The organism is Cupriavidus sp. FW305-27 (assembly GCF_058787995.1).
Genome location: NZ_JBYTAG010000012.1, coordinates 1 through 25,328, shown reverse-complemented (window position 1 = coordinate 25,328; position 25,328 = coordinate 1). Strand labels below are relative to the sequence as shown.

21 protein-coding genes and 1 tRNA gene are annotated in these 25,328 nt (G+C 65.7%); 19 read left to right on the top strand and 3 right to left on the bottom strand.

Annotation, left to right across the window (positions count from 1 at the left end; genetic code table 11):
* The 9 genes from AC3WRI_RS07965 (at position 1) to AC3WRI_RS07925 (ending at position 12,733) form a co-directional block, all read left to right on the top strand.
* Positions 1-1,398: a hypothetical protein gene (locus AC3WRI_RS07965; RefSeq protein WP_492293023.1), complete on the top strand. Its 1,398-nt coding sequence runs from the start codon at positions 1-3 to the stop codon at positions 1,396-1,398.
* Positions 1,395-1,799, top strand: a complete 405-nt coding sequence (locus tag AC3WRI_RS07960; RefSeq protein WP_492293022.1) for a hypothetical protein — start codon at positions 1,395-1,397, stop codon at positions 1,797-1,799. The genes AC3WRI_RS07965 and AC3WRI_RS07960 overlap by 4 nt, the downstream gene beginning before the upstream one ends.
* 12 nt (positions 1,800-1,811) lie before the next feature.
* Positions 1,812-2,705 (top strand): hypothetical protein, encoded by an 894-nt coding sequence (locus AC3WRI_RS07955; RefSeq protein WP_492293020.1) that lies wholly within the window; start codon positions 1,812-1,814, stop codon positions 2,703-2,705.
* A gap of 9 nt (positions 2,706-2,714) precedes the next feature.
* Positions 2,715-3,464, top strand: a complete 750-nt coding sequence (locus AC3WRI_RS07950; protein ID WP_492293019.1) for a hypothetical protein — start codon at positions 2,715-2,717, stop codon at positions 3,462-3,464.
* Positions 3,461-4,492 carry a hypothetical protein gene (locus AC3WRI_RS07945; protein WP_492293017.1) on the top strand — a complete coding sequence of 344 codons (1,032 nt, stop codon included), beginning with the start codon at positions 3,461-3,463 and terminating at the stop codon, positions 4,490-4,492. Before AC3WRI_RS07950 ends, AC3WRI_RS07945 begins: the two co-directional genes overlap by 4 nt.
* Positions 4,493-4,498: 6 nt before the next feature.
* The gene (locus tag AC3WRI_RS07940) at positions 4,499-11,050 is read left to right on the top strand and encodes an LPD38 domain-containing protein (RefSeq protein WP_492293015.1); all 6,552 of its coding nucleotides are present in this window, start codon (positions 4,499-4,501) and stop codon (positions 11,048-11,050) included.
* 322 nt (positions 11,051-11,372) lie between these two features.
* A complete protein-coding gene (locus AC3WRI_RS07935; protein ID WP_492293014.1) occupies positions 11,373-11,918 on the top strand; it encodes a glycoside hydrolase family 108 protein in 546 nt (181 codons plus the stop codon).
* A 9-nt stretch (positions 11,919-11,927) separates the two neighbouring features.
* Positions 11,928-12,230: a hypothetical protein gene (locus AC3WRI_RS07930; protein ID WP_492293012.1), complete on the top strand. Its 303-nt coding sequence runs from the start codon at positions 11,928-11,930 to the stop codon at positions 12,228-12,230.
* Positions 12,230-12,733, top strand: coding sequence for a hypothetical protein (locus AC3WRI_RS07925; protein ID WP_492293010.1), 504 nt, complete (start codon positions 12,230-12,232; stop codon positions 12,731-12,733). The genes AC3WRI_RS07930 and AC3WRI_RS07925 overlap by 1 nt, the downstream gene beginning before the upstream one ends.
* Positions 12,734-12,924: 191 nt before the next feature.
* On the opposite strand, the gene AC3WRI_RS07920 is transcribed toward AC3WRI_RS07925, so the two are convergent.
* Positions 12,925-13,335: a hypothetical protein gene (locus AC3WRI_RS07920; protein ID WP_492293009.1), complete on the bottom strand. Its 411-nt coding sequence runs from the start codon at positions 13,333-13,335 to the stop codon at positions 12,925-12,927.
* A 575-nt stretch (positions 13,336-13,910) separates the two neighbouring features.
* Between AC3WRI_RS07920 and AC3WRI_RS07915 the strand changes: the two genes are divergently transcribed.
* The 3 genes from AC3WRI_RS07915 to AC3WRI_RS07905 are packed head-to-tail and all read left to right on the top strand — an operon-like array spanning position 13,911 to position 16,181.
* Positions 13,911-14,510, top strand: a complete 600-nt coding sequence (locus AC3WRI_RS07915; protein WP_011615110.1) for a DUF421 domain-containing protein — start codon at positions 13,911-13,913, stop codon at positions 14,508-14,510.
* The gene (locus tag AC3WRI_RS07910) at positions 14,507-15,073 is read left to right on the top strand and encodes a CinA family protein (RefSeq protein ID WP_010810084.1); all 567 of its coding nucleotides are present in this window, start codon (positions 14,507-14,509) and stop codon (positions 15,071-15,073) included. Before AC3WRI_RS07915 ends, AC3WRI_RS07910 begins: the two co-directional genes overlap by 4 nt.
* Before the next feature lie 52 nt (positions 15,074-15,125).
* Positions 15,126-16,181, top strand: coding sequence for a DNA topoisomerase IB (locus tag AC3WRI_RS07905; protein ID WP_062804582.1), 1,056 nt, complete (start codon positions 15,126-15,128; stop codon positions 16,179-16,181).
* A gap of 123 nt (positions 16,182-16,304) precedes the next feature.
* Here the strand turns inward: AC3WRI_RS07905 and AC3WRI_RS07900 are convergent, their stop codons facing one another.
* Positions 16,305-17,102, bottom strand: coding sequence for an SDR family NAD(P)-dependent oxidoreductase (locus AC3WRI_RS07900; RefSeq protein ID WP_492293008.1), 798 nt, complete (start codon positions 17,100-17,102; stop codon positions 16,305-16,307).
* A 216-nt stretch (positions 17,103-17,318) separates the two neighbouring features.
* Positions 17,319-18,488 (bottom strand): helix-turn-helix transcriptional regulator, encoded by a 1,170-nt coding sequence (locus AC3WRI_RS07895; RefSeq protein ID WP_492293006.1) that lies wholly within the window; start codon positions 18,486-18,488, stop codon positions 17,319-17,321.
* A gap of 302 nt (positions 18,489-18,790) precedes the next feature.
* On the opposite strand from AC3WRI_RS07895, the gene AC3WRI_RS07890 reads away from it, so the two are divergent.
* From AC3WRI_RS07890 to AC3WRI_RS07860, 7 genes are all read left to right on the top strand, one after another.
* A complete protein-coding gene (locus AC3WRI_RS07890; RefSeq protein ID WP_439668776.1) occupies positions 18,791-19,879 on the top strand; it encodes a 3-ketosteroid-9-alpha-monooxygenase, oxygenase component in 1,089 nt (362 codons plus the stop codon).
* A gap of 14 nt (positions 19,880-19,893) precedes the next feature.
* Positions 19,894-20,721 carry an SDR family NAD(P)-dependent oxidoreductase gene (locus tag AC3WRI_RS07885; RefSeq protein WP_492293004.1) on the top strand — a complete coding sequence of 276 codons (828 nt, stop codon included), beginning with the start codon at positions 19,894-19,896 and terminating at the stop codon, positions 20,719-20,721.
* Positions 20,722-20,792: 71 nt separating this feature from the next.
* Positions 20,793-21,623, top strand: a complete 831-nt coding sequence (locus tag AC3WRI_RS07880) for an SDR family NAD(P)-dependent oxidoreductase (protein ID WP_492293002.1) — start codon at positions 20,793-20,795, stop codon at positions 21,621-21,623.
* Between the two features lie 32 nt (positions 21,624-21,655).
* The gene (locus AC3WRI_RS07875) at positions 21,656-22,288 is read left to right on the top strand and encodes a nuclear transport factor 2 family protein (RefSeq protein WP_439668783.1); all 633 of its coding nucleotides are present in this window, start codon (positions 21,656-21,658) and stop codon (positions 22,286-22,288) included.
* Positions 22,289-22,321: 33 nt separating this feature from the next.
* Entirely contained in the window at positions 22,322-23,434 is a 1,113-nt protein-coding gene (locus AC3WRI_RS07870; RefSeq protein WP_492293000.1) for an alkene reductase, read from the top strand.
* Positions 23,431-25,014: a FadD3 family acyl-CoA ligase gene (locus AC3WRI_RS07865; protein WP_492292998.1), complete on the top strand. Its 1,584-nt coding sequence runs from the start codon at positions 23,431-23,433 to the stop codon at positions 25,012-25,014. Before AC3WRI_RS07870 ends, AC3WRI_RS07865 begins: the two co-directional genes overlap by 4 nt.
* 238 nt (positions 25,015-25,252) lie before the next feature.
* Positions 25,253-25,326: transfer RNA gene (locus AC3WRI_RS07860), tRNA-Asp, on the top strand.
* Positions 25,327-25,328: the final 2 nt, after the last annotated feature.

The window sequence follows — 25,328 nt, the reverse complement described above, 5'->3', positions numbered from 1 at the left end:
ATGGGCTCGATTACGTTCGACCGTTTCGACCTTGGTATCGACCTGCGCAAGGGCGCCAGCGTCTCGGACGCGAACCGCCTTCGCGAGATGAAGAATGCTTTCGTCACGAAGGGGCTCGCGACCGAGAAGCGGCCAGGCTTCGTGCGCGTTACGACGTTGGAGCCAGGTACCAAAGGGCTGTTTGCCGCCTTCGGCAAGCTGCACACCTTCTACGGTCAGGGCACCATCAACCACGCCGACGCACGCTTCCAGGCGCACAAGCTGCCAGCCTTCGGCACGAACGAGCAGGGCATCACAGACTGCCGCTTCGCTGACGTCTTCAACGGCGCGATCTATGCGGTGGTCGAATACAACTTCAACACCGTCCAGCACCACTACCTGAACGGCGCGCCTAATCAGTACATCTCGGACGCAAACTGCCCACACACCTCGGCAGTGCTGAAAATTGCTTCGAAGATCTTCGCGGTATCCCCTGACGGCTCCGCCGTTCGATACTCGAAGACCGGAGACCCACGCGATTGGACGACGGCCAATGATGCGGGCTTTCTGCCGACCGGCCTCAATGCGCGCGGCGATCGCAGCACCAATGCGCTCGGCGTCTATCAGAACAAGCTTGTCGCACTGGCTCGCGATGGCGCCCAGGTCTGGTTTGTGGATCCTGACCCGAGCGCAAACAAGCTCGAAGAGATCGTCGAGAACGTAGGGACGTCGTTCCCTCGCACTGTGACGACCGTCGCCGGCGACCTGTACTTCCTGTCTGACTTCGGATTCAGGTCGATCACGACGCTGCAACTCGTGTCGAAACTGGCCGACGTCGACATCGGATCGCCGATTGATTCGCTCGTGCGGCCGGAGACGCGGAAAAGCACCACGGCGCCGCGGGCGGCGTACTACTACGGCACCGGCCAGTACGTATGCGCCATCGGCGATCAGCTCTTTGTCTATTCGCTCTCGCGCACGGCAAAGATCGCCGCATGGTCTCGATACATCCTGCCTTTCACGGTCGATGCATTCGCCGAACTGCAGGGCGTGCTCTATGTTCGGTCCGGTGACACCGTCTATCAGCTTAGCGAGGAAGTGCATGCTGACGACGGCAACCCGTTCGAGGTTCTGCTCGAATTGCCGTACATGGACTTCAAGACCCCGGGCCAGACGAAGCGCATCTATGGCGTCGATCTTGTGATGGAAGGCGAGTGCGACCTCTCGGTTGCATTCGATGTCAGAAATCCAGATGCATATACGCCGCCCGTTAGAGTACGTGGCAATACACGTGGTGGCGGCGTGATCCCGGTTGAGTGCGCTGGCACGGAGTTCTCGCTGCGATTCCGCAACTTCGATGACAAACCGTTTCGACTGGATGCAGTGACCGTCTACTACGACAACCTGGGCGCGATATGAGGGTTCGCTTTCTGGCAGCTGAGGAGATCGACGCAGAATTTGACAGGCTCCGGCCCGTCTTCGAGCGCGTGCCAACGGTTGCCGATTACACGCACGACGACATCCCAAGGCTCGCCAAGAATGGCGCGATGGTTGTCGGGTATGCGGAGGAGGGCGGCGAGGTGCTGGCGGTAATGGCGTTCGAGTTCCTGCACTACGTGCGAATCAACGCTGTGAACATCGTTGCACTGGCGGGTACCCGTCTCGATGAGATCCATGCGCAGTTCTTCGAGGCGTTCAGGGAATTTTGCCGGCTGGCGGACGTGACGGACATTGAGGCGCGCTGCGGTGAGGGTATGGCCCGCCTGCTGCAGCGCTACGGTTTTTCGCGTACGTATCAGATTGTTTCTTGCAAGGTTTAAAGGAGAGCGGCTATGGCCAGTGGGGGTGGTGACGGCGGCGCGGGCGCCGCGCGGAAACAGGAAGATGATCGCCAGGCGCGGATCAAGAGGTCGGTCGATGCGATCAACTCCATCTTCAACGGTCAGGCCGTTACGCAAGGGACGGGCCGCGCGACGTCGTATGACCCGAATGCCACGTACTACGACGAGGACGGGAATGTCTTCGTCGCTCCTTCTGTACGGGAGACAGTGAACCAGGGTGGGACTTGGGTGGCGGGTGGTAGCGACGGGCCGGGATACTGGGAAGGCGGCCAGATGGTGGATAGCGTCATCCCAGATATGAACGCGATCAACAATCTGCTCTCTGATGGCAAGCTCTTCACGAGCCGGAACACGACGCAGCCGGTCAGTACCAATCGGACGCAGCTCTACGACACGCAGAAGCAGGCCGTGACTGACCTGAACCGACGCGAAGTCGATCGCCAGTACACTGAAGCCGAGCGTTCGAACCGCTTCGCACTTGCGCGGAATGGCTTGCTGGGCGGCTCTGCCGACGTCGATAGCAATGCCGACCTGCAGCGCAGGACGAACGAAGGGATCATGCAGGCGACCGCGCTCGGCGACCAGGCGGCATCGGATCTTCGCACCGCCGACGAGCGTACCCGGCAAAGCCTGATCTCGATGGCCCAGTCCGGAATCGATACCGGCACGGCGCAGCAAACTGCGCTGGCTGGCCTGAATGCAAACTCGCAGGCAGCAGAAGGTGCGCGCGGCGGCGCGACCATCGGGAATCTGTTCTCGGATCTGTCGCAGGCATATCTCGCGAATCAGGTGAACGCTGGCCGCACCGCGGGATTGAACACACCGCAGCAGTGGTACGGCGTGTCGTCGCCGCAGCAGACGTACGGCGGCAGCACCGCGCGATAAGGAGCGCACATGACTGGGTTCGAGATTGCTGCCGTCGTCGCCATGCTTGCCGGTGCGGCGGTTCAGTACAAGGCAAGCCAGGACGCCTCCGCGCGTCAGCAGCGAGAGATCGCGGCGTCGCTGGCCCGGCAGCGCGACCTGCAGATGCAGGCTGAGGACAAGGCCAAGAAGACGGCCGAAAGGTTCGCCCCGGACGAGCGGCAGAAGGAGCAGACGCAGATCGAGGACCAGCTCACCGACGAATTCAACGCGCCGGTGCAAAGCGCACAGCAGATCAACAACGCGCAGAGCACCACGCAGGGCAACGTGTCGAGCGACTACGTCGCGGCGAAGGCGGCGTCGAACGTCACCCAGATGAAGCAGGCCGAGACCTTGGCCCGGCTGCTCGGTAAGACGACGGCAGCGAGTCGCCTGCGCACGAACGAGGCAGTCCGCGTCGCAGACGCCGCGGCAGGCGTTGACCGGCTCGGTAGCTTCTCGCGCGGTCAGGCGGCAGCGGACCAGATCGGCATCAACGCCGCTGGCCGGCCGGATGCTGGGATGGTGCTTGGAGGCCAAGTTCTCGGCGCTGCCGGCGCTGGCGGCCTGGCTGCCGCTGGCGCGGCAGGAAATGCGGGCACCGCAGCCCAATATGGCACGACTGCGGGGTCGCAGCAGACCGCCATGCTCGCCGCGCAGGATGCCGGATTTGCCGCGCCGTCGTGGTCGAACACGTGGTCGGGCACTCTGGGCAAGATCTTTCAAGGGGTGCGGTCATGAAATTCACTCTGGACAGTTACAGCGCCGAGCCGATGGCGCAGGGCGTCGCCCAGGCCATCAAGACGGCGGCCATGGTCCCGATGGCCCGCGAGCAGGCAGAGCAGGGCGCCGCGTTGAACACCGCGCGCACCTATGCCGCCAACATGAGCGGCAACAAGGCGGGCGCGGAAGCCGAGAACATGCGCTATACCCTCGGCCAGCGCCAGGGCGTCGAGGATCTGATCGCCAAGAATCCGCAGTTCGCTGACTACCTGAAGAACGCGGTGCGGCTATTCGGGCTGACCGGTGACACCAACGCCGAGCGCGTGGCGAAGGCCGGCACGGAAATGCAGACGCAGGGCATCCGCGACCAGGCGCTCGCCGCCGTTGACGATGTCGATCGCATGAACCGCCTGAACACACTGGCGAAGCCCGGCGATACCTACATGCCGTACGACAACGTCGGCAATACGGGCGTCTCGCTGAACAAAGCCACCGGCACGCAGGTCTCTGCGAACCCTGTGCTCGCGAAACTGTATCAAGCGGTGCAGGGCTCCATCGCCAATGAGAACAACGCGCAGGCTGGCGCCGCTGGCGCCTCTGCCGCGCTGTCGAACGAGCGCCGCAAGGCCATCGTGCAGGGCGACGTGCGCGAGGGCACCGATGCCGCAGGCAACCCGATTGCATACCGAGTCGGTACGGCCGGCAAGGTTGAGGTGATCGACGGTGTCGCGCCGCGGACGCGCTCCAGTGGCGCCGACGCGGCCACGACGAAGGCCCGCGCACGGATCGCTGAGCAGGTCGCAAAGGATCCGATGATCGCGCCAGAGGATCAGGAGGCCGAGGTCGAGCGCCGGATGCGCCTGGCGACCGGCCCGAGCGTGCGCGACTACGCCGCTGCGGCGAAGAATCCCGGCGGCGCCAGGTCCGCCACTAAGATGGATTCCGACATGCCTGCCGGCATCCCCGCCGGCGCGAAGCAGATCGGCACGGCCGGCGGAAAGCCGGTATGGCAGGCACCCAACGGCAAGCGATATATCGTGGAGTGATACAGGATGGCGGTTCGTGAGTTTTCCGGGCAGTTGGACGGTGTGAAAGAGTTCGACGGTCTGCTGGATTCCGAACTGCCGCCTGGTCAGGCAGCATTCGGCGTCTATCGGGCGCCGAAGCAGAAGCCGGCAGAGCGCGTCTCGCCCAAGTCAGACATCGGTGTTATGGGACTGGCGAAGCCCGAGCCCGGTGCGCCGCCCAGTCCTGCGACACAGGCGGTCGTCGACCGTTGGCAGGAGCGGCTGACCCGGCCTGTCGAGGCCGGCACGATCGGACCGATTCAAGGACCAGAAGCCTCCACCGGTAGCGTCGTCTCCGGGCTGATCAATGCGCTGTACTCCAGTGCGCAGAAGACGCGCGCGGGCATGCGGGCTTCCGTCGCCGATATTGTTGGCTCGCCCGATGCGGCGGCAACCGCGCGCCGGGAAGTTGCGGACGCCCAGCTTCGCGAAGCCGCCACTACCCCAGCATTTGAGAGCCCGACGGCCGCCGGTATCTATGGCGGCGTGGCGAGCACGCTGCAACAAATTCCAGCTGTGGCCGCTGGCCTGGCGACCCGCAGCCCCGCAGTTGCTACGGCAGCTATGGTCGCGCCGCTGGTGCCGCAGCAATACGGCGTCTATCGCGGGGCTGGTGCTGACCCGATGACCGCCGGCCTTGGCGCCGCTGGCTATGCCGGCGCCGAGTACCTGACCGAACGCCTCCCGATGGGCGTGATCGTGAGCAAGCTCGGCAAGGTTGGTGCGCTGAAGCTGGTAACTGACTGGATGGTCAAGGACGGGCTCGGCGAGCAGGCTGCAACGCTGGCGCAGGACGCTATCGACAAGGCGATCGCGGAACCGGACAAGACGTGGGGCGATTACCTGCGCGAACGCCCCGACGCCGCGTACCAAACGTTGATCGCCACGCTGACACAGGGCGGCATCATGGGTGGCGTCAATTCCGGCGTTCGTGCTGTGCAGCGTGCGGAAGACCGCGCCGTCGCTGAAGACGCGCGGCAGACGGCGCTGATCAAGGCGGCGGAATTCTTCAAGGCGCCGGCCGGCGTGGCTCGCGAACTGCCTGCCGACGTGCCGCTTGATGGTGAAGCGCCGGCCGCATCCGCACCCGACGCCGTGCCCCTGGCGCAGGCCCCTGCCGCTGTCGTGGCCGAGCCCGCGCCGGCCACGCCGCCCGCTGTGCCGTCGCCGCTGGAGCAAGCTGCGCCGGCCGTGGCCGATATCGTGACGCCGCAGACCGCGCCGAATCAGCCGGCCGACGTGGTGGCCGAGCCGATCGAGCAGGAGGTCCGCGCCGTGCAGGGCATGCAGCAGCGCCCCGTGTCCGATTGGACGGAGGCGGATTACATCGGCCGCCCAGAGACCGCACCGGTCGTCGCCGCCGTCCCGGAGCAGCCGGGCGCCCGCCAACAGGTCCCGGTCGGCGCGCCCGATCCGGTCCCGACCCCGCAACCAGTGCCGCAGCAGACTGCTACTCAGAACCTGCAGGCGGCCCAGGTCGCGGCCGCCGCGCAGGATCAGCAGGCAGTGAATCAGCCGGCGATGCTGTCCGACAAGGCGATGCAGCTCACGCAGCCGACGGAAGGCTTGCGGCCCGGCGACGTGGTGGCCACCACGGGCAGGCCATTCGCTACGCAGGCGCAGGCGAAAGCCGAGGCAAAGAACGCTGGCCCGGGCTGGCGCGTCGCGCGCGGCGGCGGTGGGTTCGTTGTGCGATTCCAGCCGGCCAGCGAAAAGCAGGTCGCCAATGCGAAGCGCCTGGCGCAGAATCAGAGCAGCGTGGACGCCGAGCGCGACAGCATGTTCGCAGCAATCGCGAAGCTCGGCGGCATCAGCCGCGACGAGGTCGTCAGCAAGTGGGGCGTCGACCCTGCGGAACTGAAGGGCCTGTTCGGTGCCGGCATCAAGCGCGTTGCCACTGGCGGCGGCATGTCCATCGACGCAATGGGCGAGGCACTGGCCGAGCATGGCTATCTGTCGCGCGATGAACATGGCAAGCACGACACGCGCGAGCTCGAGGAGCTTTTCGACTCGGAGCTGCGTGGCGAGAAGCACTATACTCCGCAGGGTTGGGAGCAGGCACTGCGCGAACGCCAGGCGGCCGAGTACGAGGAATACCTGAATCAGCAGGATCTCGAAGCGGCCGGCGCCAGCAACTTCACCGACGAACAAATGGATGCGCTCGACGCCATTCTCGGAAGCCCTGCCGAGGATGAAGCCGTCTCGGCATTCCTACATAGCATCAGCGAGGCCGACAATGCCCAAAGCCCAACCGCCGAAGAAGACGTCGCCAGCGCTGCCGCCGCAGAGGCAGCAGCAGATCAGCCAGGCGCTCGGGAAACTGTCGCCCGAGATGAAGAAGGAAGTGATGGAGTCGGCGCAGAAGTTGATCGAGAAGCGCAAGCAGCGGATGGCGCAGGAGAACGAGCCGCTGACTTTGCCCTCCGCTCCGAAACCGTAGACGAAGCTCGCGCGCGCACCAAGCGCGAGGAGCAGCAGCGCGCCGACGAGGCACGCCAGCGCCGCGAGGATGATCGCCGCGCGCAGGCCGACGCCGGGCGCGATGACTTCGTTCTGACGGGCAGTGACCGCGACGCCGACCAGGCTGCCGCGCGCGGGCAAGAAGCACTGTTCTCTCGATCGGCAATGAAGTCGGTCGATGCCAACATTCGCCGCGGCACCGCCGCGATGCACCAAGCCATTGCAGAACAGCGCGATGTGCACCGCGCCATGTTCCGGAACGATCTTGGCTGGATCGACTTCGTTTACGGTGACGCGAAGCGCGGCCTCGCCCACATCATCCGCGGTCGGATGGCGAAGGATGGCATGTCGGCTGCCGACGTGAAGCGCATGCTGACCGACGAGGTCGTGGAAGCGATTGCCCGGGGCGAGACTATCGGCCAGCGCGAGGCCGGCAAGTCGAAGTCCGTGAAGGTCCGTTACGGCAAGCATGTCGCGGTGTTGATTCGGCGCGAGGGCGGTAACGGCTGGCTGATGACGGGTTACGAAGCGTATCCCGATCAAGGAAAGGGGGTGAACCCAGGTGCGACGCCGGCCGGGAATGAAGCACAACGTCCTACGCGCGATGACCCTACACTCGCCCGGATCAACGCGGGGGCTGGATTCGTGGCCTCCGATTCGAGCCGCCCAGCCGAAACCGGTGCAGCCGATACGCAGCGGGACACTTCAAAGAGTGGCAGCCCACCGGGAGCGGATGACAGTTCTATTGTAGCGCCAAATCCAGATAGTGGGATGTCCCGAGGTTCCGGCCGTGGCATTTCTGCCGAAGCCGTCCGCGAGGCGATCGCCGCCGACACATACGGCCACGACGTCGATGTCTATGAAAGCCTGGACCAGGCGCCGAGCTACGTGCGCGATCAGGCCGAGCGCGAGGGTGCCGACGGCGTAGAGGGTTTTTGGGACAGCCGCGCCAACCGGGTGGCCCTGATCGCCTCGAATCTGGAATCGCCGGAACGTGCGGTTGAGGTGGCGCGGCACGAGCTGATCGGCCACTACGGGCTGCAGAACATGGTCGGCGTGGCTGAGATGGTCCGCCTCGAGCGGCGGGTGATTGCCGCAGAGCGGGAAGGGAACCGCGCCATTCTGCAAGCGGCGGCCCAGGTGGACCGCACACAGCCCGGGCTCACTGCGGATCGCCGCGCGCGCGAGATCATCGCCGTCATGGCTGAGAGCGGCGTGCACAACAGCATTGTGCGCCGCGTGCTGGACGCGATCCGCCAGTTCCTTCGGAGGGTCGGTTTCGCCAAGGGCGATATCACGGACGCCGAAATCTCGCAGCTGCTACGCGAGACGCAGGACTACCTGCGCAATAAAGGCTTGGCGCGCTCGGAAGAGACGGGTACGGCGTTCTCTGCACGCGATCGCACCGATTACAGCCAGGACGAATTGAACTTCGGTCCGCGCCAGTCTTTCGAGGTGCCGGATCCGGGCCTGTGGGACAACATCGTCCGCGCGCTGCAGGACAACAAAATCGACCTGAAGCGCGTGCAGGACGCCATCCGCGGCGCCGGCAACACCATTCGCGAGCGGGCCGACACATACCTGAACGAGGAGCTGTATCACGGCCGGGTATCCGCGCAGGTCGATGATCTGGTCGAGCGCCGCGTCGCGCCGCTGCTGAAGGCCGTGCACGAGTCGGGGCTGACGCTGTCCGAGGTGAACCGCTATCTGTACGCGCGCCACGCGCCGGAGCGCAACGAGCAGCTCGCCAAGGTCAACCCGCACCGTCGCCACAACCAGGCGCTGTCCGGCATGAGCAATGCCGAGGCCGCCGGCATTCTTGGCGCCTTCCGCAACGAAGGCAAAACCGAGAAGCTCGAACGCGTCGCCGCAATGGTCGACGCCATCACGAAGGAATCGCGCCGGCGTATCGTGTCGTCCGGGCTCGAGCAGCGCGAGGTGGTGGATGCATGGGAGTCCGCATATAAGAACTACGTCCCCTTGATGCAGGACATGCCCAACCACGGCCGCCGCAAGGTGGGCGGCTTCGACGTGCGCGGCGCGGAGTCGCAGCGCTCGCTAGGGCAGTCCGACAGCAACATCGCGAAGGCGGCCATCCAGCAGGACATCGTCGCAAATGTGATCGCGCAGGCGCAGACCACGATCCAGCGCGCGGAGAAGGCGAAAGTCGCGCGGTCGCTGCTCGACCTGGCCCGGGAATTCCCGCATGACGGATTCTGGCGCGTCGACCAGCCGCCGAAGAAGCGCCGCATCAACCCGGATACCGGTCTCGTGGAGCTCGCCGACGATCCGAACTTCAAGGCGAAGGACAACGTCCTGACCGTGAAGGAGAACGGTGTCGAGCATTTCATCGTGTTCAACGAGCGCAACGAGCGCGCCATGCGGCTCGCCGAGGCAATGCAGAGCATGGACGCCCCCCAGTTGCCGTGGGCGATCGAGGCATTCGGCAAGGTGACGCGCTATCTGTCTCAGTGGATTACTGCGCGCAACCCGCTGTTCTGGATCACGAACTTCGCGCGGGACGTGCAGGGCGCAGCCTTCAACCTCCAGAACACGCCGATCGCGGGGCAAGAGGCAAAGGTGCTCACGAGCATTCCGAAGGCCATGGCGGGGTACTGGAAGATCGTGCGCGGAGACGGCGGCGGCCAGTGGGCCGAGTACGCGCGCCAGTTCAAGGAAGATGGTTCCGAGACCGGCTACGTGAAGCCGTTCGAAAGCCCAGCGGACCGCATGGCCGACCTCGAGAAGCAGGTCGAGGACATGAAGCAGGGCGCGGCCGACCCGCGGCGCTTGGCACGCTCGCTGGTCGAGATGATCGACGACTACAACAACATCGTGGAGAACGGCGTGCGCCTGGCGGTTTACCAGACGGGGCGCGACGCCGGCCTGACCAACCGGCAGGCGGCCAGCCTCGCGAAGAACATCACGGTCAACTTTAACCGCCGCGGCTCGCAGACCGTGTTCGCCAACTCGCTGTATATGTTCTTCAATGCCAACCTGCAGGGCAATGCACGCTTCCTCGGCGCGCTGGCGAAGAACCGCCGGGCCCAGGCGGTGGCGGGCGGGCTGGTTGCGATGGGCTTCGTCATGGACGCGGTGAACCGCGCCGTCGGCGGCGATGACGACGAGACCGGAAAGAAGAAGTACGACGAGATCCCCGACTTCGAAAAGGAGCGGAACTGGATCTTCATGACGCCATCCGGAAAGTACGTGAAGGTGCCGCTGCCAATCGGCCCACACGTCATGGTCAACGCTGGCCGGCTCATGTCCGAGATGATCTTCAAGAAGGGCGGTGGCGTGCTGGACAAGGGCGCCAGCATGACGCGCGTCGCGCTGGACGCCTTCAACCCGATGGGTTCGCCCGGCTCGCTCTCGCAGTTCCTGCTGCCGTCTGTGGTGAAGCCGCTGGCGCAGGCCGCGGAGAACAAGAGCTTCAACGGTGGGCCGGTCTACCGGGAGGGCGACGATCGCAGCTACACCGGCCCGGCCTACGACCGCGCATTCCGCTCGACTGGCGATCAGTGGAAGGCGGCATCGAAGCTGCTGAACGACGTCACGGGCGGCGACAGCGTGAAGCCTGGCGCGATCGATGTGCCGCCGGAAGTGTTGCGCCTGATGTTCACCAGCTACCTTTTCCCCGGAATCACGCAGACGGCCGATAAGGCTGTCACCACCGCGAGCGATACCAGCAAGGGGAAGAAGGTCGAAGCATCGCAGATCCCCGCGCTGTCGCGGTTCTATGGCGAGGCGCCGGAGGAGCGTGCGCAGGAGCGCGCCTTCTACGAGGAGACCAAGAAGCTGAAACAGACCGTCGGCCAGGCCAAGCGCTACGCCAAAGACGGGAATCGCGAGGGAATGGTACGCGTGCTGACTGACCTTGGCGACGGAGACCTGGCAGCCGGCAAGAAGCGCATGGGCGAATTCGATGCTGCCGAGAAGGCGTTGCTCAATCTGAACAAAGCCCGGAAGCGCATCGAGACGGACAACAAGCCGGACGCCGAGCAGCGCGAAATGCTGAACGAGCTCGAGGACCGACGCATGAAAGTCATGCGCCGGATCCTGTCAGGTCAGAAGTGAAGCTTCATTTTGTGCCGTCGGCTCGCACCCAGCCGGCGGCCTGAAGCTGTTGGGCGCAGCTATCGGCTGCCATTTGGCCTGTTCCCACTTCGCGCGCGCGGGCGCCGCCATCGCAGACTACGACCTGTTCCGTTTTCGGGTTCCGCATGACGATCGGGGTTGCGCCGCATGCGCTCAACACCAGCCCGGCCACTAGCGCCCCTACGATTTTCTTCTGCATATCGACCCTGATTTAGTTAGTTGACGTGGATTGATTTTGGCTCGAAATGCATCGTCCGTCAAAAATCTCTCGGCCGAGCCGTGTATGCCTATGCTCACAGGCATGAACGCATTCGACAAAGCATTCGAACATACCGTCGGCCTGGAAGGCGGTTTCTCCGACAACCCAGCAGACCGCGGCGGACCCACGATGTGGGGCATCACCGAGCGCGTCGCGCGCGCTAACGGGTATCAGGGTGTGATGAAGGGTATGCCCGTCGACTGCGCGAAGGCGATCTACCGGCGCCGGTACTGGGACGTCAACCGTCTCGACGGCGTCGCAGCGGTTTCGGAGGCTGTTGCGCTGGAGATGTTCGACACCGGCGTGAACTGCGGCACGGCCACCGCCGGCCTGTTCCTGCAGCGCAGCCTGAATGTCCTGAACCGCCAGGGCAAGGACTTCGCGGACCTGCTGCCGGATGGATCGGTCGGCCCGATGACCGTGTTGGCCCTGTCCGCCTTCATCGCGAAGCGCGGCATCGCCGGGCACCGCGTGCTGCTGACCATGCTGAATTGCCTGCAGGGCGCCAAGTACATCGAGATCGCCGAGCGTGACGCGACGCAAGAAGCGTTCGTCTTCGGCTGGATCTCCAACCGCGTTTCGACCTAAGGAGCCCACGTGGCAAACCTCTACATTTCCGAATTCGAAGGCCGCACACAGGGCCACGCCGGCAACATCTCCGAGGCATTGCCGCTGCCGCCAGTGGCGCAGCAGACCGTCGCCATTGGCGCCGGCAGCGTCCTGTCCAACGCACTTGGCGGGGCCACGCGCTACGTGCGCGTGATCGCCGATGCGGTCTGCTCGATCGACGTCGGCACGGCGCCGGTCGCTACGGCCACAAAGTTGCGCCTCGCCGCCAATGTCCCGGAAGTCTTCAGCGTCACGCCGGGCCACAAGATCGCCGTCATCACGAACACCTGATGCTGCGCGACATCGTTCTCCCGCCTTGGGTCAAGTGGGCAGTCCTGGCCGCCGCGTCGCTGGCGCTGTACCTGCTTGGCCGCCTGGACGGGGAGCGTATCGAGGGCGCGAAGTTCTCGGCCTACGTTGCTGAGCAGGCCGCCAAGGCGGCGCAGATCCAGCAGGGCCGGGAGCGCATTGTCACGAAGGTCGAGATCCAGTATCGCGACCGCATCCAGATCGTCCGCGAGAAGGCCGAGGCGATCGTGAAGGAGGTGCCTGTCTATGTCTCTGCCGAGACTGATCGCCGTTTCCCTGTGCCTCGTGGCTTTGTCCGCGTGCACGACGCCGCCGCCGCTGGTGAGCCTGCCGGAGCCGCCGCCGAGTCTGACGGAGAAGCCTCGGATGTTGTCGCCTCTGCCGCGGCCGAAGCTGTCGCAGCCAACTACGGCGAATGCCGCCGGTGGCGTGAGCAGGTAATAGGCTGGCAGGAGTTTTACGAGCAGCTTCGCCGTACCGAGTAGACCCCGCCGATCATGCCCGGAGTCTCACCGGGGCGCCCAGGCGGAAATGTGGGTGCGTGATTCATCCTGGCGCGGGCCCGGGTTGAGATGGTCCGAGAACCGTGGCACGCAGCGCGTCAGCGTCTGGATGCGTGCCGAGCGCCCCGCGCGCGCCAACGCGCAGGGCTGCGGCGCCGGTGGAAGCCCGGCAATTACCGCTCAAAGTCAAGATTGCCATTCCCATGGACGACCTGCAGGACAGCCGCCGCCTCGGCGTACTCCTGCTCGCTCAGCAGGGCGGGGAGAAACGGGTACGGCTGCGCCGCGGATGGGGTGATATCCATCAGGGCGCCATCCTCGATCCGCCGCACGATGGAGTGCGAAACGAAGCGGCAGAACGAAAGCCCGGTCAGGTGGAAATAGAGCCAGCCCCTGACGACCTCGTAGTCCGGATGCTCCGCACACCATGTATCGCAGTTGTCGTGGCACTCGTTTGCGATCGGCATCCAGGCGCCAGCATCGACATTGACCCGCGGCACGATGGCGGCGTCGGCTCGTCGTGCATATAGCTCGGCCGCGTACTGCTTCAGTCCTTCCGAGGGTGGCTCGTAGTAATCGAACATGGCCTATATATATTGTAGGGGTGCCGCCTAGTTTGGGCTCTGGCGCGGGGTATTCAAGCCCGAAAGCAAATGCAGTTGCGCATACAAATTAGTGCCGCTATACTTCGGTCTCCCTGCACAGCCTCAGCCGGTATGGCGAGGCTGGTGGATGCTACAGGCCCATGATTTGTAAGGAAAGTCTAATCCCTTACAAGGCGTAGGTCGGGGGTTCGAACCCCTCAGCACCCACCACGCTTGACTAACAAAATCAAGGACTTAGAGCGATCTAAGTCCTTTTTTGTTGGTATTTTCATCTCCCTCCGGCCGAGCCGCGCGCTAAATTGCTGTTCCGCCGTTGCTCGGCATGGCGCTCCCGGCCGGTGTTTTCCGGCGTCCCACAGATAAGCGCTATTCGCTCCCGATGTTGCGCGCGCTCTGCGCAGTTTTTTCAGGCCTGGCCCGGCACTGCACGTACGATTTCCCCGCATTCCCGCGCGAATGAGCGCATATGGGACGTGCACGGCAGCACGGCCCAGTGTCGTGAGCCTGGCGCGGAACTTGCGGAACCAGTCAGGAAATCGACTGCGGACGCCGACATGGACAGCGTGGAAGTGATCGTCGATGCGATGCGCAAGCTCGTGGGCGAAGGTGACGACCTGGCGTGGTGGCAAGGCGCCGTGCGTGCCGCCATCATCTTCGCCGGCACCTGGGCGATGCTGCGGTTGGCCGGCAGGCGGGCCTTCGCGCAAAAGACATCGTTCGACCTGTGCATCATGTTGCTGCTGGGCGCGGTGTTGTCGCGCGCCGTGGTCGGGGCCACTTCGTTCGCGGTGGCGTTTTCCGCCGGGCTGGCATTGGTGCTTCTGCACCGGGTGGTGGGCTGGCTGTCGAGCCGTTCTCCGGCATTCGACCGCGCCACTGGCGGCCACGCGCTGGACCTGCTGCGCGAGGGGGAACTGGACCGGGAGCGCGTGAGCCACGCAATGCTGACCGAGGAGGACCTCAAGGCCAACCTGCGTGCGACACTTCAGACCGACAGCTTCGACGACCTTACCCGGGTGGTGCTGGAGCGCGACGGCAAGGTGACGTTCGTGAAGGGCCGCGGCGGCGACGGCCGCGTACCCGCAGCACCGGCCACGCATGCTGTCTCGCGCAGCAACGGAGTGTCTGTGCAGGCGTCGGAGGCGCAGCGATGACGCTTGGGGAAAACGGCAGCGACAACGGCAGCATTGCGCGCTATTTGCTGCGCCACCATTTGCATGTGGTCACGGCGGAGTCCTGTACCGCGGGGCTGATCGCCTCGCGCATCGCCGAGGTGCCGGGTTGCGGAGATGTCTTGCACTGCGCCATCGTGGCGTATTCGCCCTCGGCCAAGGAACAGTTGCTGCACGTGCCGCCTGAGACCATCAGGCAACACGGACTGACCAGCGAGGCGGTCTCGCTGGCGATGGCGCTGGGCGCCATGGAGATGACCGGCGCCGACCTCGCGATCGCCAACACCGGCGTCGCCGATGATGGCGGCGATGGCGATATCCCGGCGGGCACGCAGTGCTTTGCCTGGGTGTTCCGCCGCCACGGCCATGCGGCGCGTGATGTGCTGCGGAGCACCGGGGGTATTGCCGCGTTCACGGAAACGCGGCGCTTTCCGGGGACGCGTAACGCCGTACGCGAAGCCGCTGCCGACTGGGCGCTGGCTCGCATTTGCCATTACCACGAACAGGCGCAGCGCGGGCAAGGCCACTGTGGCCCGCACGCATAAAGCGCCGGAAGACCCGGACGGCGCGCTGGCAGCCCCGGAAAGAGACCCAGCCTTGGATAGTGCCCTCCCGACTAATGGTGCCGACAAAGCGTTGCGTACGGTATTGCGCGAGGCCGGGTTGCGTTATGTCGATGACAGTATGCCGGGCATCGGGCGCCGCCGTCAGGGCGGCGGCTTTGCCTACATCGACGCCAACGGCAAGCGCGTGGACGATGCCGCCACGCTGGCACGCATTGCTGCGCTGGCGATTCCTCCTGCCTACGAGGAAGTGTGGATCTGTGCGAACCCTGCGGGCCACCTGCAGGCGACCGGGCGCGATGCGCGCGGCCGCAAGCAGTATGTCTACCACCCTGAGTGGAGCGCGCAGCGCGATTCGGACAAATACGCGCGGTTGCCGGCCTTCGGCAGCGTACTGCCCCGCTTGCGGGCGCGCGTCGCGCGCGACCTGCGCCGCAACGGCATGCCGCGCGAAAAAGTGGTCGCGGCGGTGGTGCAACTGCTCGACGCCACGCTTGTGCGCGTGGGTAGTCCGCAATATGCGCGGCAGAACCGCACCTACGGCCTCACCACGCTGCGCCGCCGCCATGTCACCGTGCGCGGCAGCCGGCTGCGTTTCCAGTTCACTGGCAAGAGCGGCATCACCCACGACGTATCGGTCAACGATCCGCGCCTGGCCCGCATCGTGCGCAATTGTGCCGACCTGCCAGGCCAGTGCCTGTTCAAGTATCGCGACAGCGACGGCGAGATCCGCGAGGTCGGATCCGCCGACGTCAACGCCTACCTGCAACAGGCGACCGGCGGCGACTTCACTGCCAAGGACTTCCGCACCTGGGCGGGCAGCGTGCATGCGCTCGCGCTGCTGCGCGCGGCCGGCGCGGACGGCGAAGCAGCGCGCAGGAAGTGCGTGGCCGAGGTCATCAAGTCAGTGGCCCAGCGCCTGCGCAACACCGTGGCGGTGTGCCGCAAGTGCTATGTCCATCCGGCGGTGATCGAGGCCTTCATCGACGACGGATTGCAGGACTGCGCGCGCGTCGCCATCGTCAGCCGCCTGCGTGCCGACGAGGCACGGCTGCTGAAGCTGCTTGCAGAACGGGCCAGGACTGCATAGGGCGTCCCGCGGTGAGCCTCGAGCGTCGAAAGGCTGACGGAAGAACCAGGGCTGGACGTCCGGCCGGAGGATGGCGACCCAGTATGAGAACGGCCCAGCAGCCACAGGACAGGGCGCTCCGATTCAGCGCTGCGAAGGAATGTTGCCGCCGTCGACGATGAGCTCGGTGCCGGTGACGTAGCTGGCCTCGTCCGACAGAAGGAAACGGACCACTCGCCCGATCTCCGCGGGGGTGCCGAGGCGGCCCAGCTGGATGCGTCGCTCGAAGGTGCCTTCGGGCAGGGCATCGATGGCAGGTTGAAGCATCGGTGTGTGGATCTGTCCGGGAGAGACGGCGTTGATGCGGATGCCGTCGCGGCCCAGGCTGTCCGCGAGCGAGCGCACCAGCGAGAGCAGGCCGCCCTTGGAGGCGGAGTAAGCCGGAATCAGGGCGTTGCCCAGCGTGGCATTGATCGACGCGATGCCGACGACTGCCGCGCCAGGTTGCGCGCGCAGGTCAGGCAGCATGGCTTGCACCAGCAGGGCCATGGCGCGCAGGTTGACATCAAGCACCGCGTCCCAGCGCGCCTGTGTAAGGCCGTCGATCCCGCTCTGGTCCACCACGCCGGCAGCATGCACCATGCCGCCCAGCGCCGGCAGGGCGGCGCGGGTGCGGACCAGCGCGTGTTCCAGGCCGGCGGGGGCGCGCAGGTCGATGCCGAGCCCGAAGGTGGGCACGTCATAACGTTCGGCGAGCGCCGCGGCGACGGCACGCGCCTTGTCCTCCTGGATATCCCAGATGGCGACCGGCCGGTTTACCGCGGCCAAGGCCGCCGCGCAAGCCTCGCCAATGCCGGACGCGCCACCGGTAACCACGACCGCACTGGCCGGCGTGTTGAGGGCCACGCGAAAATCGCCGGTGGCAGGGTGTTGGATCGTCACTGGATGTCTCTCCCGGATGTCATGTTGTTGGCGCAGCCGCGGTAGACGCGGCTGATATGCGCATTGTTTCCTGTCACGCAGGATGCGACATAGTCCAAATGGACCAAAACAACCGCGCCCGAGACGATTTTCCGCCATGGCACCCTGCGGCCGGGGCGATGCGTCTGCTCATCGTGCCGTCAGCTCGCTGAGTGGCGTCGGCACGTCGTATTCACCTCAATCGAGCGGAATGATGCTGTGCAGGACGGTTTGTACCAGCGCCGCCTGGCGGGTCACCCCAGTCTTGGAGAACACGGCACGCAAATGCGCGCGCGCGGTATTGCGGCGGATGTCGAGTTCCTGCGCCGCTTCGTCCAGTGACCGGCCCTGGGTCAGCAACAGTACGAGCGACGCCTCCGTCCGGGTGAAATCGAACATATTGCGCAGTAGTTCGGCCGACCCCAGTGCCTTTTGATCGGGGTCGCGGATAAAGACCGCCACCGCGGGCTGGCGCGGACGCTCGGACCACTTCTGCGAGGCGATGGAACGCACCAGCAGTCCCAGCCGGGCGCGGTCGCCCTTGCGCGGCACCGACAGCCCGAGCGGGATGCCGGGCTGCTCCGAGTCTCGCAAGGCGATGGCCTGGCGGACCAGAGCCTGCAGCTTGCGGTTTTCCTGCGCCGAGTCGGCCATCAACTGGCCGTTGCAAATCACCAGACCATCCTTTTCCGCCAGCAAGGCGTCGGCCATGCCATTTGTGGTAAGGACCTGGCCGGTGTCGTCCAGGATCACCGAGCCGATCAGCAACCTGTCTACCGTGCCGGCGTAGAAGCGCCGCTCCGACTCGGTCGTGTTGAGGTTGGCGTGGATACGTACCGCGCGCTCCAGGTGCGGCACGATGCGCCGGCACAGCGCTTTGTCGGCCTCGGAGAAGCGGTCGCTGCCATGTGGGCGGCAGATTCGCAAGCGGCACTCCACACCATGCTCGGCGCGGATGTCTACGCCCATGATTTCAAGCACGTCGTAGGGCTTGTTGAAGAATCGATAGATCTCGCTCTCTAACCACCTGGCCTCGCCAATCAATTCATGCACGGTCAGGACTTGTGCGTTGGGCAGGTTGACGAAAGGGTCGATGGCATAGAAGTGCTGCGCGTAGGCGCCCGTTCCGACGGTGGTATCCACCGCGCTGGAAGTGATCATCAGCCCCGGCGACGTATTGGACGGCGGGCGTAGCACCAGGGTCACGTAGTTGGCGGCCAGCAGGTGTCGCAGCGCATCCAGCAGCGACTGCCATGGGATATCAAGCAGCGGGCCGTCGTACACCAGCCCGATCAGATCGCTGATCTCGTCAATGCCGAGTGCGGGCCGGCCAGGTAGCTGTGCGTCGATCCATTGAAGGCTTGTCATCGGTGCTCTCTCAAATCTGCGGCGCAATGCGGCGGGGGCATTGCGCCAGCCCGGCCGTCGGCGACCGGCGATCGGCTGGAGATAGTATCTGCTTCTCCATGCGCTGGTAGTGGGTGTTTTCCCCGGGCGCCGTGCGGGGGACGCCTGTCGTGCGGAGGGAAATAGTCCCAACAGACTAGATTCGCGCACGGACGCTCCATGTCGCTCCAGAAACGGTTGAATCTAGTCCGTCAGGACCATGCCCGTGAAGTGGCCCGGCCAGAAGAATAAGGCCATGAGCAAACAGTCACCACGGAGGAGACATGGAAGCGCAGCAGTTCCTGCAGACAGCCCCGCAGCCCACCCGCTACGCCCGCGGTTGGCATTGCCTTGGGCAAGCTTCGGACTACAAGGACGGCAAGCCACATCGGCTCGACATCTTCGGTACGCGCCTGGTCGCGTTCACCGGCGAGGACGGGGGCATCCGCATCCTCGATGCGTGGTGCCCGCACATGGGCGCGGACCTGGCTCTCGGCGAAGTGAAGGGCAACGCCATCGTGTGCCGCTTTCATGGCTGGCACTGGAATGGCGACGGCGCGTGCGAGCATGTGCCGTGCGCCAGCCGCATTCCGCCCAAGGCGCGCACACGTGCGTGGTCTGTCTGCGAGCAGAACCACCTGCTGTTCATCTGGCACGATCCCGAGAGCGCGCCGCCGCCGCCCGCGGTGGCGGTACCGCGCATCAGCGCGTGCTTCACCGGTGAGTGGACCGGGTGGACGATCCGCAAGATGGTGATCGGCACCCATTGCCGGGAGCTTGTCGATAACCTGGCGGACGTCGCCCATTTCGGGCCGGTGCACGGCTCACCAGCCGTCTATTTCTGCAATACGTTCGACCGCCACATCGGCTACCAGATGTTCCGCGGCGAGGAGAGCGAGTTACTTGGCCGGGGTCTGGTTGCGGACAGCGCGTACTTCGGGCCCGCCTACCACGTAACGCGCATGACGGCGGAGGTGGACGGCAAGCCCCTTGACACCATCCTGCTCAATTGCCACGTGCCGATCGACTCGCAGAGCTTTGAGCTGCGCTACGGCGTCATGGTCAAGAAGGTGCCGGGGCAGTCGGAGGAACAGAACCAGGAGATGGCGCAGGCGTATGTAGAGCAGGCGCAAGCCTCCTTCTTCCAGGACGTGGAGATCTGGCACAACAAGATCCGCGTCGACCGGCCCGTGCTCAGCGACGCCGATGGTCCGGTCTATCAGCTACGCGAGTGGTACCGCCAGTTCTACACCGATGTAGCCGACCTGCCCGCTGACCTTGACCGCAAGAAGGTCTTCGAGCGGCGCGACGGCGCCTGGCGCACGCTCGATGCCGTGCCGCCGGAGGCGGCGAGCAAGCTGCACCTGATCTGATGAAGGAGAGCGTCATGCGACTGGAAGGAAAAGTGGCACTGGTCACCGGCGCCGGGTCCGGCATGGGGCGGGCCATGGCCGAGCGCTTTGCGGCCGAGGGTGCGGCGGTGGTCGTGGTGGACCGCGACGACGGCGCCGCGCAAGCGACGCTCGACACGATCGGCGGCGAGGCGCACGGCATGGCGCGTGGCTGCGACGTCGCGGACAGTGCGGCGGTGGGGCGGCTGCACGAGGAGGTCGCGATGCGCTGGGGGCGGCTCGACATCCTGGTCAACAACGCGGGCATCGGCCAGGTGCCGGGAGACGGCTTCGAGCACTACCAGGTGCGCGTGGCCGAGCGCGGGCGGCAGCTGGCAGCCGGCGAGACGCCCACGGTCTATACCGACATGATCGTCGACCTCAACGATGCCGGCTGGCAGCGCGTGGTGGATGTGAATCTCAACGGCACGTTTTACTGCTCGCGCGAGGCGGTGCGGCTGATGACGCGCGCGGGGGTGGGCGGCGCCATTGTCAATATCGCCAGCGTCTCGGCGCTGAGCGGCGAAGGGCCTCTCAGCTATTGCGCGTCAAAGGCGGCCGTGCTCGGCCTCACCCGCTGCCTGGCGCGCGACCTGGGCCCGCGTGGCATCCGCGTCAACGCGATCTGCCCGGGGCCCACGCGCACGCCGATGATGCAGTCCATCAGCGAGGAATGGGCACGCAGCCTGGAGCGCGCGATCCCGCTGGGGCGCATGGCCGAGCCGGAAGAGATCGCGGCGGCGGCACTGTTCCTGGTGAGCGGAGACGGCATGCAGATGACGGGCCAGACGCTGTCAGTCAGCGGCGGCATGGCAATGATTTAACGGCGCAGGCGCGACGGCGACGTGTTCGGGTCGTTGTCCTGCCTCGATGGAAGGACAAGAGGGAGAGCAGCATGCGAGTAACGGGACGTTTGCAAGACAAGGTGGCGCTGATCAGTGGCGCTGGCACGGGGATCGGCGCTGCCACGGCTGCGCGCTTCGCGGCCGAAGGGGCGAGGGTGATGCTGTGCGGGCGGCGCGAGGCGCCGCTGCGCGCCGTGGCCGAGGAGATCCGGTCGCGCGGCGGCGAGGCCGCGTGGATTCAGGCCGATGTCACCAACGAGGCGGATGTGGAGCGGGCGGTGGCCCAGACCGTCGCACAGTTCGGCGGCCTGCATGTCATGGTCAATAACGCGGTCAACTATACCTGGGGCGTGCTCGACGAGGTCAGCACGCAAGCCTGGCGGCAATGCCTGACCGGTAGCCTGGACGTCGCCTTCTTCGGCACGCGCGCGGCGCTGCGCGTGATGAAGGCGGCCGGCGGCGGCGCCATCGTCAACCTGGGTTCGGTGGCGGGCCTGCTTGGCAGTCCGGGGCTGTCGGCCTATGGCGCGGCCAAGGCGGGCGTGCTCAACTTCAGCCGCGCCGTGGCGCTCGAGGGCGCAGCCCGCAATGTGCGCGTCAACGTGGTGATTCCCGGTGTGGTCTGGAGCGAGGGCACGCGCGAAGCGCTTGCCAGCGAGGAGGTCGCCAGCGGTACCGCACGCGCGGTGCCGCTGGGGCGCGTGGGCGAACCGCACGAGGTGGCTGGCGCCATCCTGTTCCTGGCGTCGGACGAGGCTTCGTATATCACCGGGCAGAGCCTGGTAGTCGATGGCGGCAAGACCTGCCGGCTCGACGTGGGCGCAACCGACTACGTGTCGGAGACGTCAGCCGAGCGGCGCGCCGCGCCGCAGGCAAGCTGAGCGCACCCTACTGAATGAGCAAGGAGAGGCAAATGACAGCAGACATGGAATCGATGCAGGCCCGACTCGATCGACTCGAGTCGGTCAACGAAATCCGCATGCTGCCGGCCAAGTATGCGCTGGCGCTCGACATGCGCGACCTCGATGCCTGGACCAGCCTGTTTCCCGAGGACGTGGCGGTGGGCAAGGACCAGGTGGGCCGCGAGCACTTGCGGCGCTGGATAGACGAGACCCTGCGCAACCAGTTCACGGTGACCTCGCACCATATCGGCGGACACATCATCGAGTTCCAGGATGCGGACCATGCGAGCGGCGTGGTGTATTCGAAGAACGAGCATGAGACCGGCCCCGAATGGGTCATCATGCAAATGCTCTACTGGGACGACTACGAGCGCATTGACGGCCGCTGGTATTTCCGGCGCCGCCTTCCATGTTATCTGTATGCGAGCGACCTGAACAAGCCGCCTATCGGCGACAAGAAGATGCGCTGGCCGGGCCGTGAGCCCTACGAGGGTTCCTGGCATGCACTGTGGCCCTCGTGGAAAGCGTTCTGGAACGCCAAGCCGAATGAGGCGCTGCCCGGCGTCGCCGAGCCGGTACCGCTGGATCGCTTTCTCGAGACGATGCGTCGCGGTTCGGCACTTCCCAAGGTCCGCACGCGCTGACGCCATGCCGAAACCGATCAAGGGATCATCAAGATGAGCGCAAGCCTGTTTGAGCCACTGCAGCTCGGCGACATTGCACTCGCCAATCGCATCGTGATGGCGCCGATGACGCGCAGCCGCGCCGGCGCGGGCGACCTGCCCACCGGCCTGCACCAGGCGTACTACGCGCAGCGCGCGGGCGCCGGGCTGATTATCGCGGAGGGCACTTACCCTAGCCGGCATGGCAAAGGGTACTGCCGCACGCCGGGCATCGAGACCACCGCGCAGATCGACGCCTGGCGCGACGTGTCAGGTTCCGTGCGCAGCCAGGGCGCGGCGATGGTGCTGCAACTGATGCACGTCGGGCGCGTGGCGACGCGCCATAACAAGGCGCCAGACGCCCGGACGGTGGCGCCGTCGGCGATCCGCGCGCGCGGCACCATCTATGCCGACGGCCACGGCCTGGTCGGGATGGAGGTGCCCCGCGCGCTGGCCGCACATGAAGTCACGGCCGTGATCGAGGAGTACAGCCAGGCCGCCGTCAATGCGCTGGCCGCCGGATTTGACGGCGTCGAGCTGCATTGCAGCAGCGGCTACCTGCCGATGCAATTCCTGCTTCCTTGCACCAATCAGCGCACCGACGGCTACGGCGGCTCGCTGATGGCGCGGCTGCGCTTCGTCGTGGAGACGCTCGAGGCCATCGCTGAAGCGATCGGGACCGGGCGCGTGGGCCTGCGTATCTGTCCCGGCAACCCGTATAACGACATGCACGATGACGATCCCACCGCCACGTACAGCGCGCTGCTCGATGCCGTGGCGCCGATCGGGCTGGCCTACCTGCACGTGAGCCGCTCGCCGGATCCTGCGCTCGATGCATTTGCGCTGGCCCGTCGGCATTTCGGCGGTGCGGTCATCGTCAATGACGGTTTCGACGGCGCGAGCGCCGTGCGTGCAGTGGCCGGCGGCGTCGGCGAGGCGGTCTCGTTCGCCCGCCATTTCATCGCCAATCCCGACCTGCCTGCGCGCCTGCGGCACGGTGCGCCGCTGGCCGCGTTCGACCGCACGCTGCTGTATACGCCGGGAGCGCGTGGCTACACCGACTACCCGGCCGCCGCGGAGCTTGCCGCGAGTGGCCAGATCGTTCCCCAGGGAGGCTTGCAACCGTGAGCGACTGCCTCGCACCGATTTCAACCATACCCAATGCCGTGGCACACGCGGCGCGGCTGCGCGCGGATGCGGTGGCCATCCAGGAAGACGGCCTGTCCTTGCGCTATGGCGCGCTGCACGAGACGGCGCGAGTCGCAGGGCGTGCGTTGATGGCGCTGGGCGTAGCGCCCGGCGAGCGAGTTGCCGTCTGGGCGCCTAACCTGCACGAGTGGATCGTCGCTGCGCTCGGCATCCAGATGGCCGGCGGCGTGCTGGTACCGCTTAACACCCGGCTCAAGGGCGGGGAGGCCGCAGACATTCTCGGGCGTAGCGGTGCGCGGGTGCTGATCTGCATCGGCGAATTCCTTGGCGTCGACTATCCCGAGATGCTGCGTGGGCTTGCGCTGCCGGCCTTGCGCCACCGCGTCATTCTGCGCGGCGAACGCGAAGGCGCTTTGTCTTGGGAGGCTTTCCTCGCCCGCGCCGAAGACACACCCGAGGCCATGCTTGACGCGCGCATCGGCGCGCTGACACCGGACAGTCCGTCCGACCTGCTTTACACCTCCGGCACCACGGGGCGGCCCAAGGGCGTGATCACCACGCACGGGCAGAATCTGCGTGCCTTCTCCGACTGGTCGGACATCGTCGGCTTGCGCGCCGGCGACCGTTACCTGATCATCAATCCCTTCTTCCATGCCTTCGGCTACAAGGCCGGCTGGCTCGCGGCCCTGCTTCGCGGCGCCACCATCCTGCCGCTGGCGCAGTTCGACGCCGAAACCGTGCTCGCTCGCATCGAGCGGTACCGCGTCAGCTTCCTGCCGGGCTCGCCCACGCTCTACCTGAGCTTGCTTGCCCATCCGCGGCTGGATGCATACGACTTGTCATCGCTGCGCGTGGCGGTCACGGGGGCGGCGTCGATCGCGCCAGAGCTGATCCGGCGCATGCGCAAGGTGCTCGGTTTTGACGTGGTGCTCACTGCTTACGGACTGACCGAGTGCTGCGGCCTGGCGACGGTCTGCCGGCTCGGCGACGCGCTGCAGACTATCGCCAACACGAGCGGGCGTGCGCTCGCCGGTGTGGAGATTCGCTGCGTAGACGCTGAAGGAAACGACGTCGCCGCCGGTGAGCCAGGCGAAGTGTGGATCCGCGGCTACAACGTCATGCGTGGGTACTTCGACGACGAGGCCGCCACACGCGAGGCCATCGACGACGCGGGGTGGCTGCATACAGGCGACATCGGCAGCCTCGACGCCGCCGGAAACCTGTGTATCACCGGCCGGCTCAAGGAAATGTTCATCGTCGGCGGCTTCAACTGCTATCCCGCGGAAATCGAGCACCTGATTGGCACGCATCCAGCGGTGGCGCAGGTCGCGGTGGTCGGCGTACCCGATGCGCGCCTGGGCGAGGTTGGCCGCGCCTTCGTGGTGTTGCGCGACGGCGAGAGCATGAGCGGGGAGGCATTGCTGGAATGGTGCAAAGCCCGCCTGGCAAACTATAAGGTGCCGCGTTCCGTGGCCTTCATGGCGGCCCTGCCGACCAATGCCACGGGCAAGGTCGTCAAGCACGAACTGATGGCGCTCCAGGCGCGCATGTGCGCCTGAGCGTGCAGGCGGAATTGGCAGCCGAGGGTACAAGATTGAGTCATCCGGGTATTGCGCAGATGATGAACACAAGCTATAGTTCGGCCTCTTGCAGCAGGGCACGGTCGGCAAGGGAAGGTTGGCAGGCGTTGTAGGCTTATGATTTGTAAGGAAATTTGATTCCCTTGCAAGGCGTCCTCAGCACCCACCACTCTCCATCGCAAGGACATGTGCATTGCCGGCAGCAAGCACCGACACAGGAGTGGTAGTTCAGTCGGTTAGAATACCGGCCTGTCACGCCGGGGGTCGCGGGTTCGAGTCCCGTCCACTCCGCC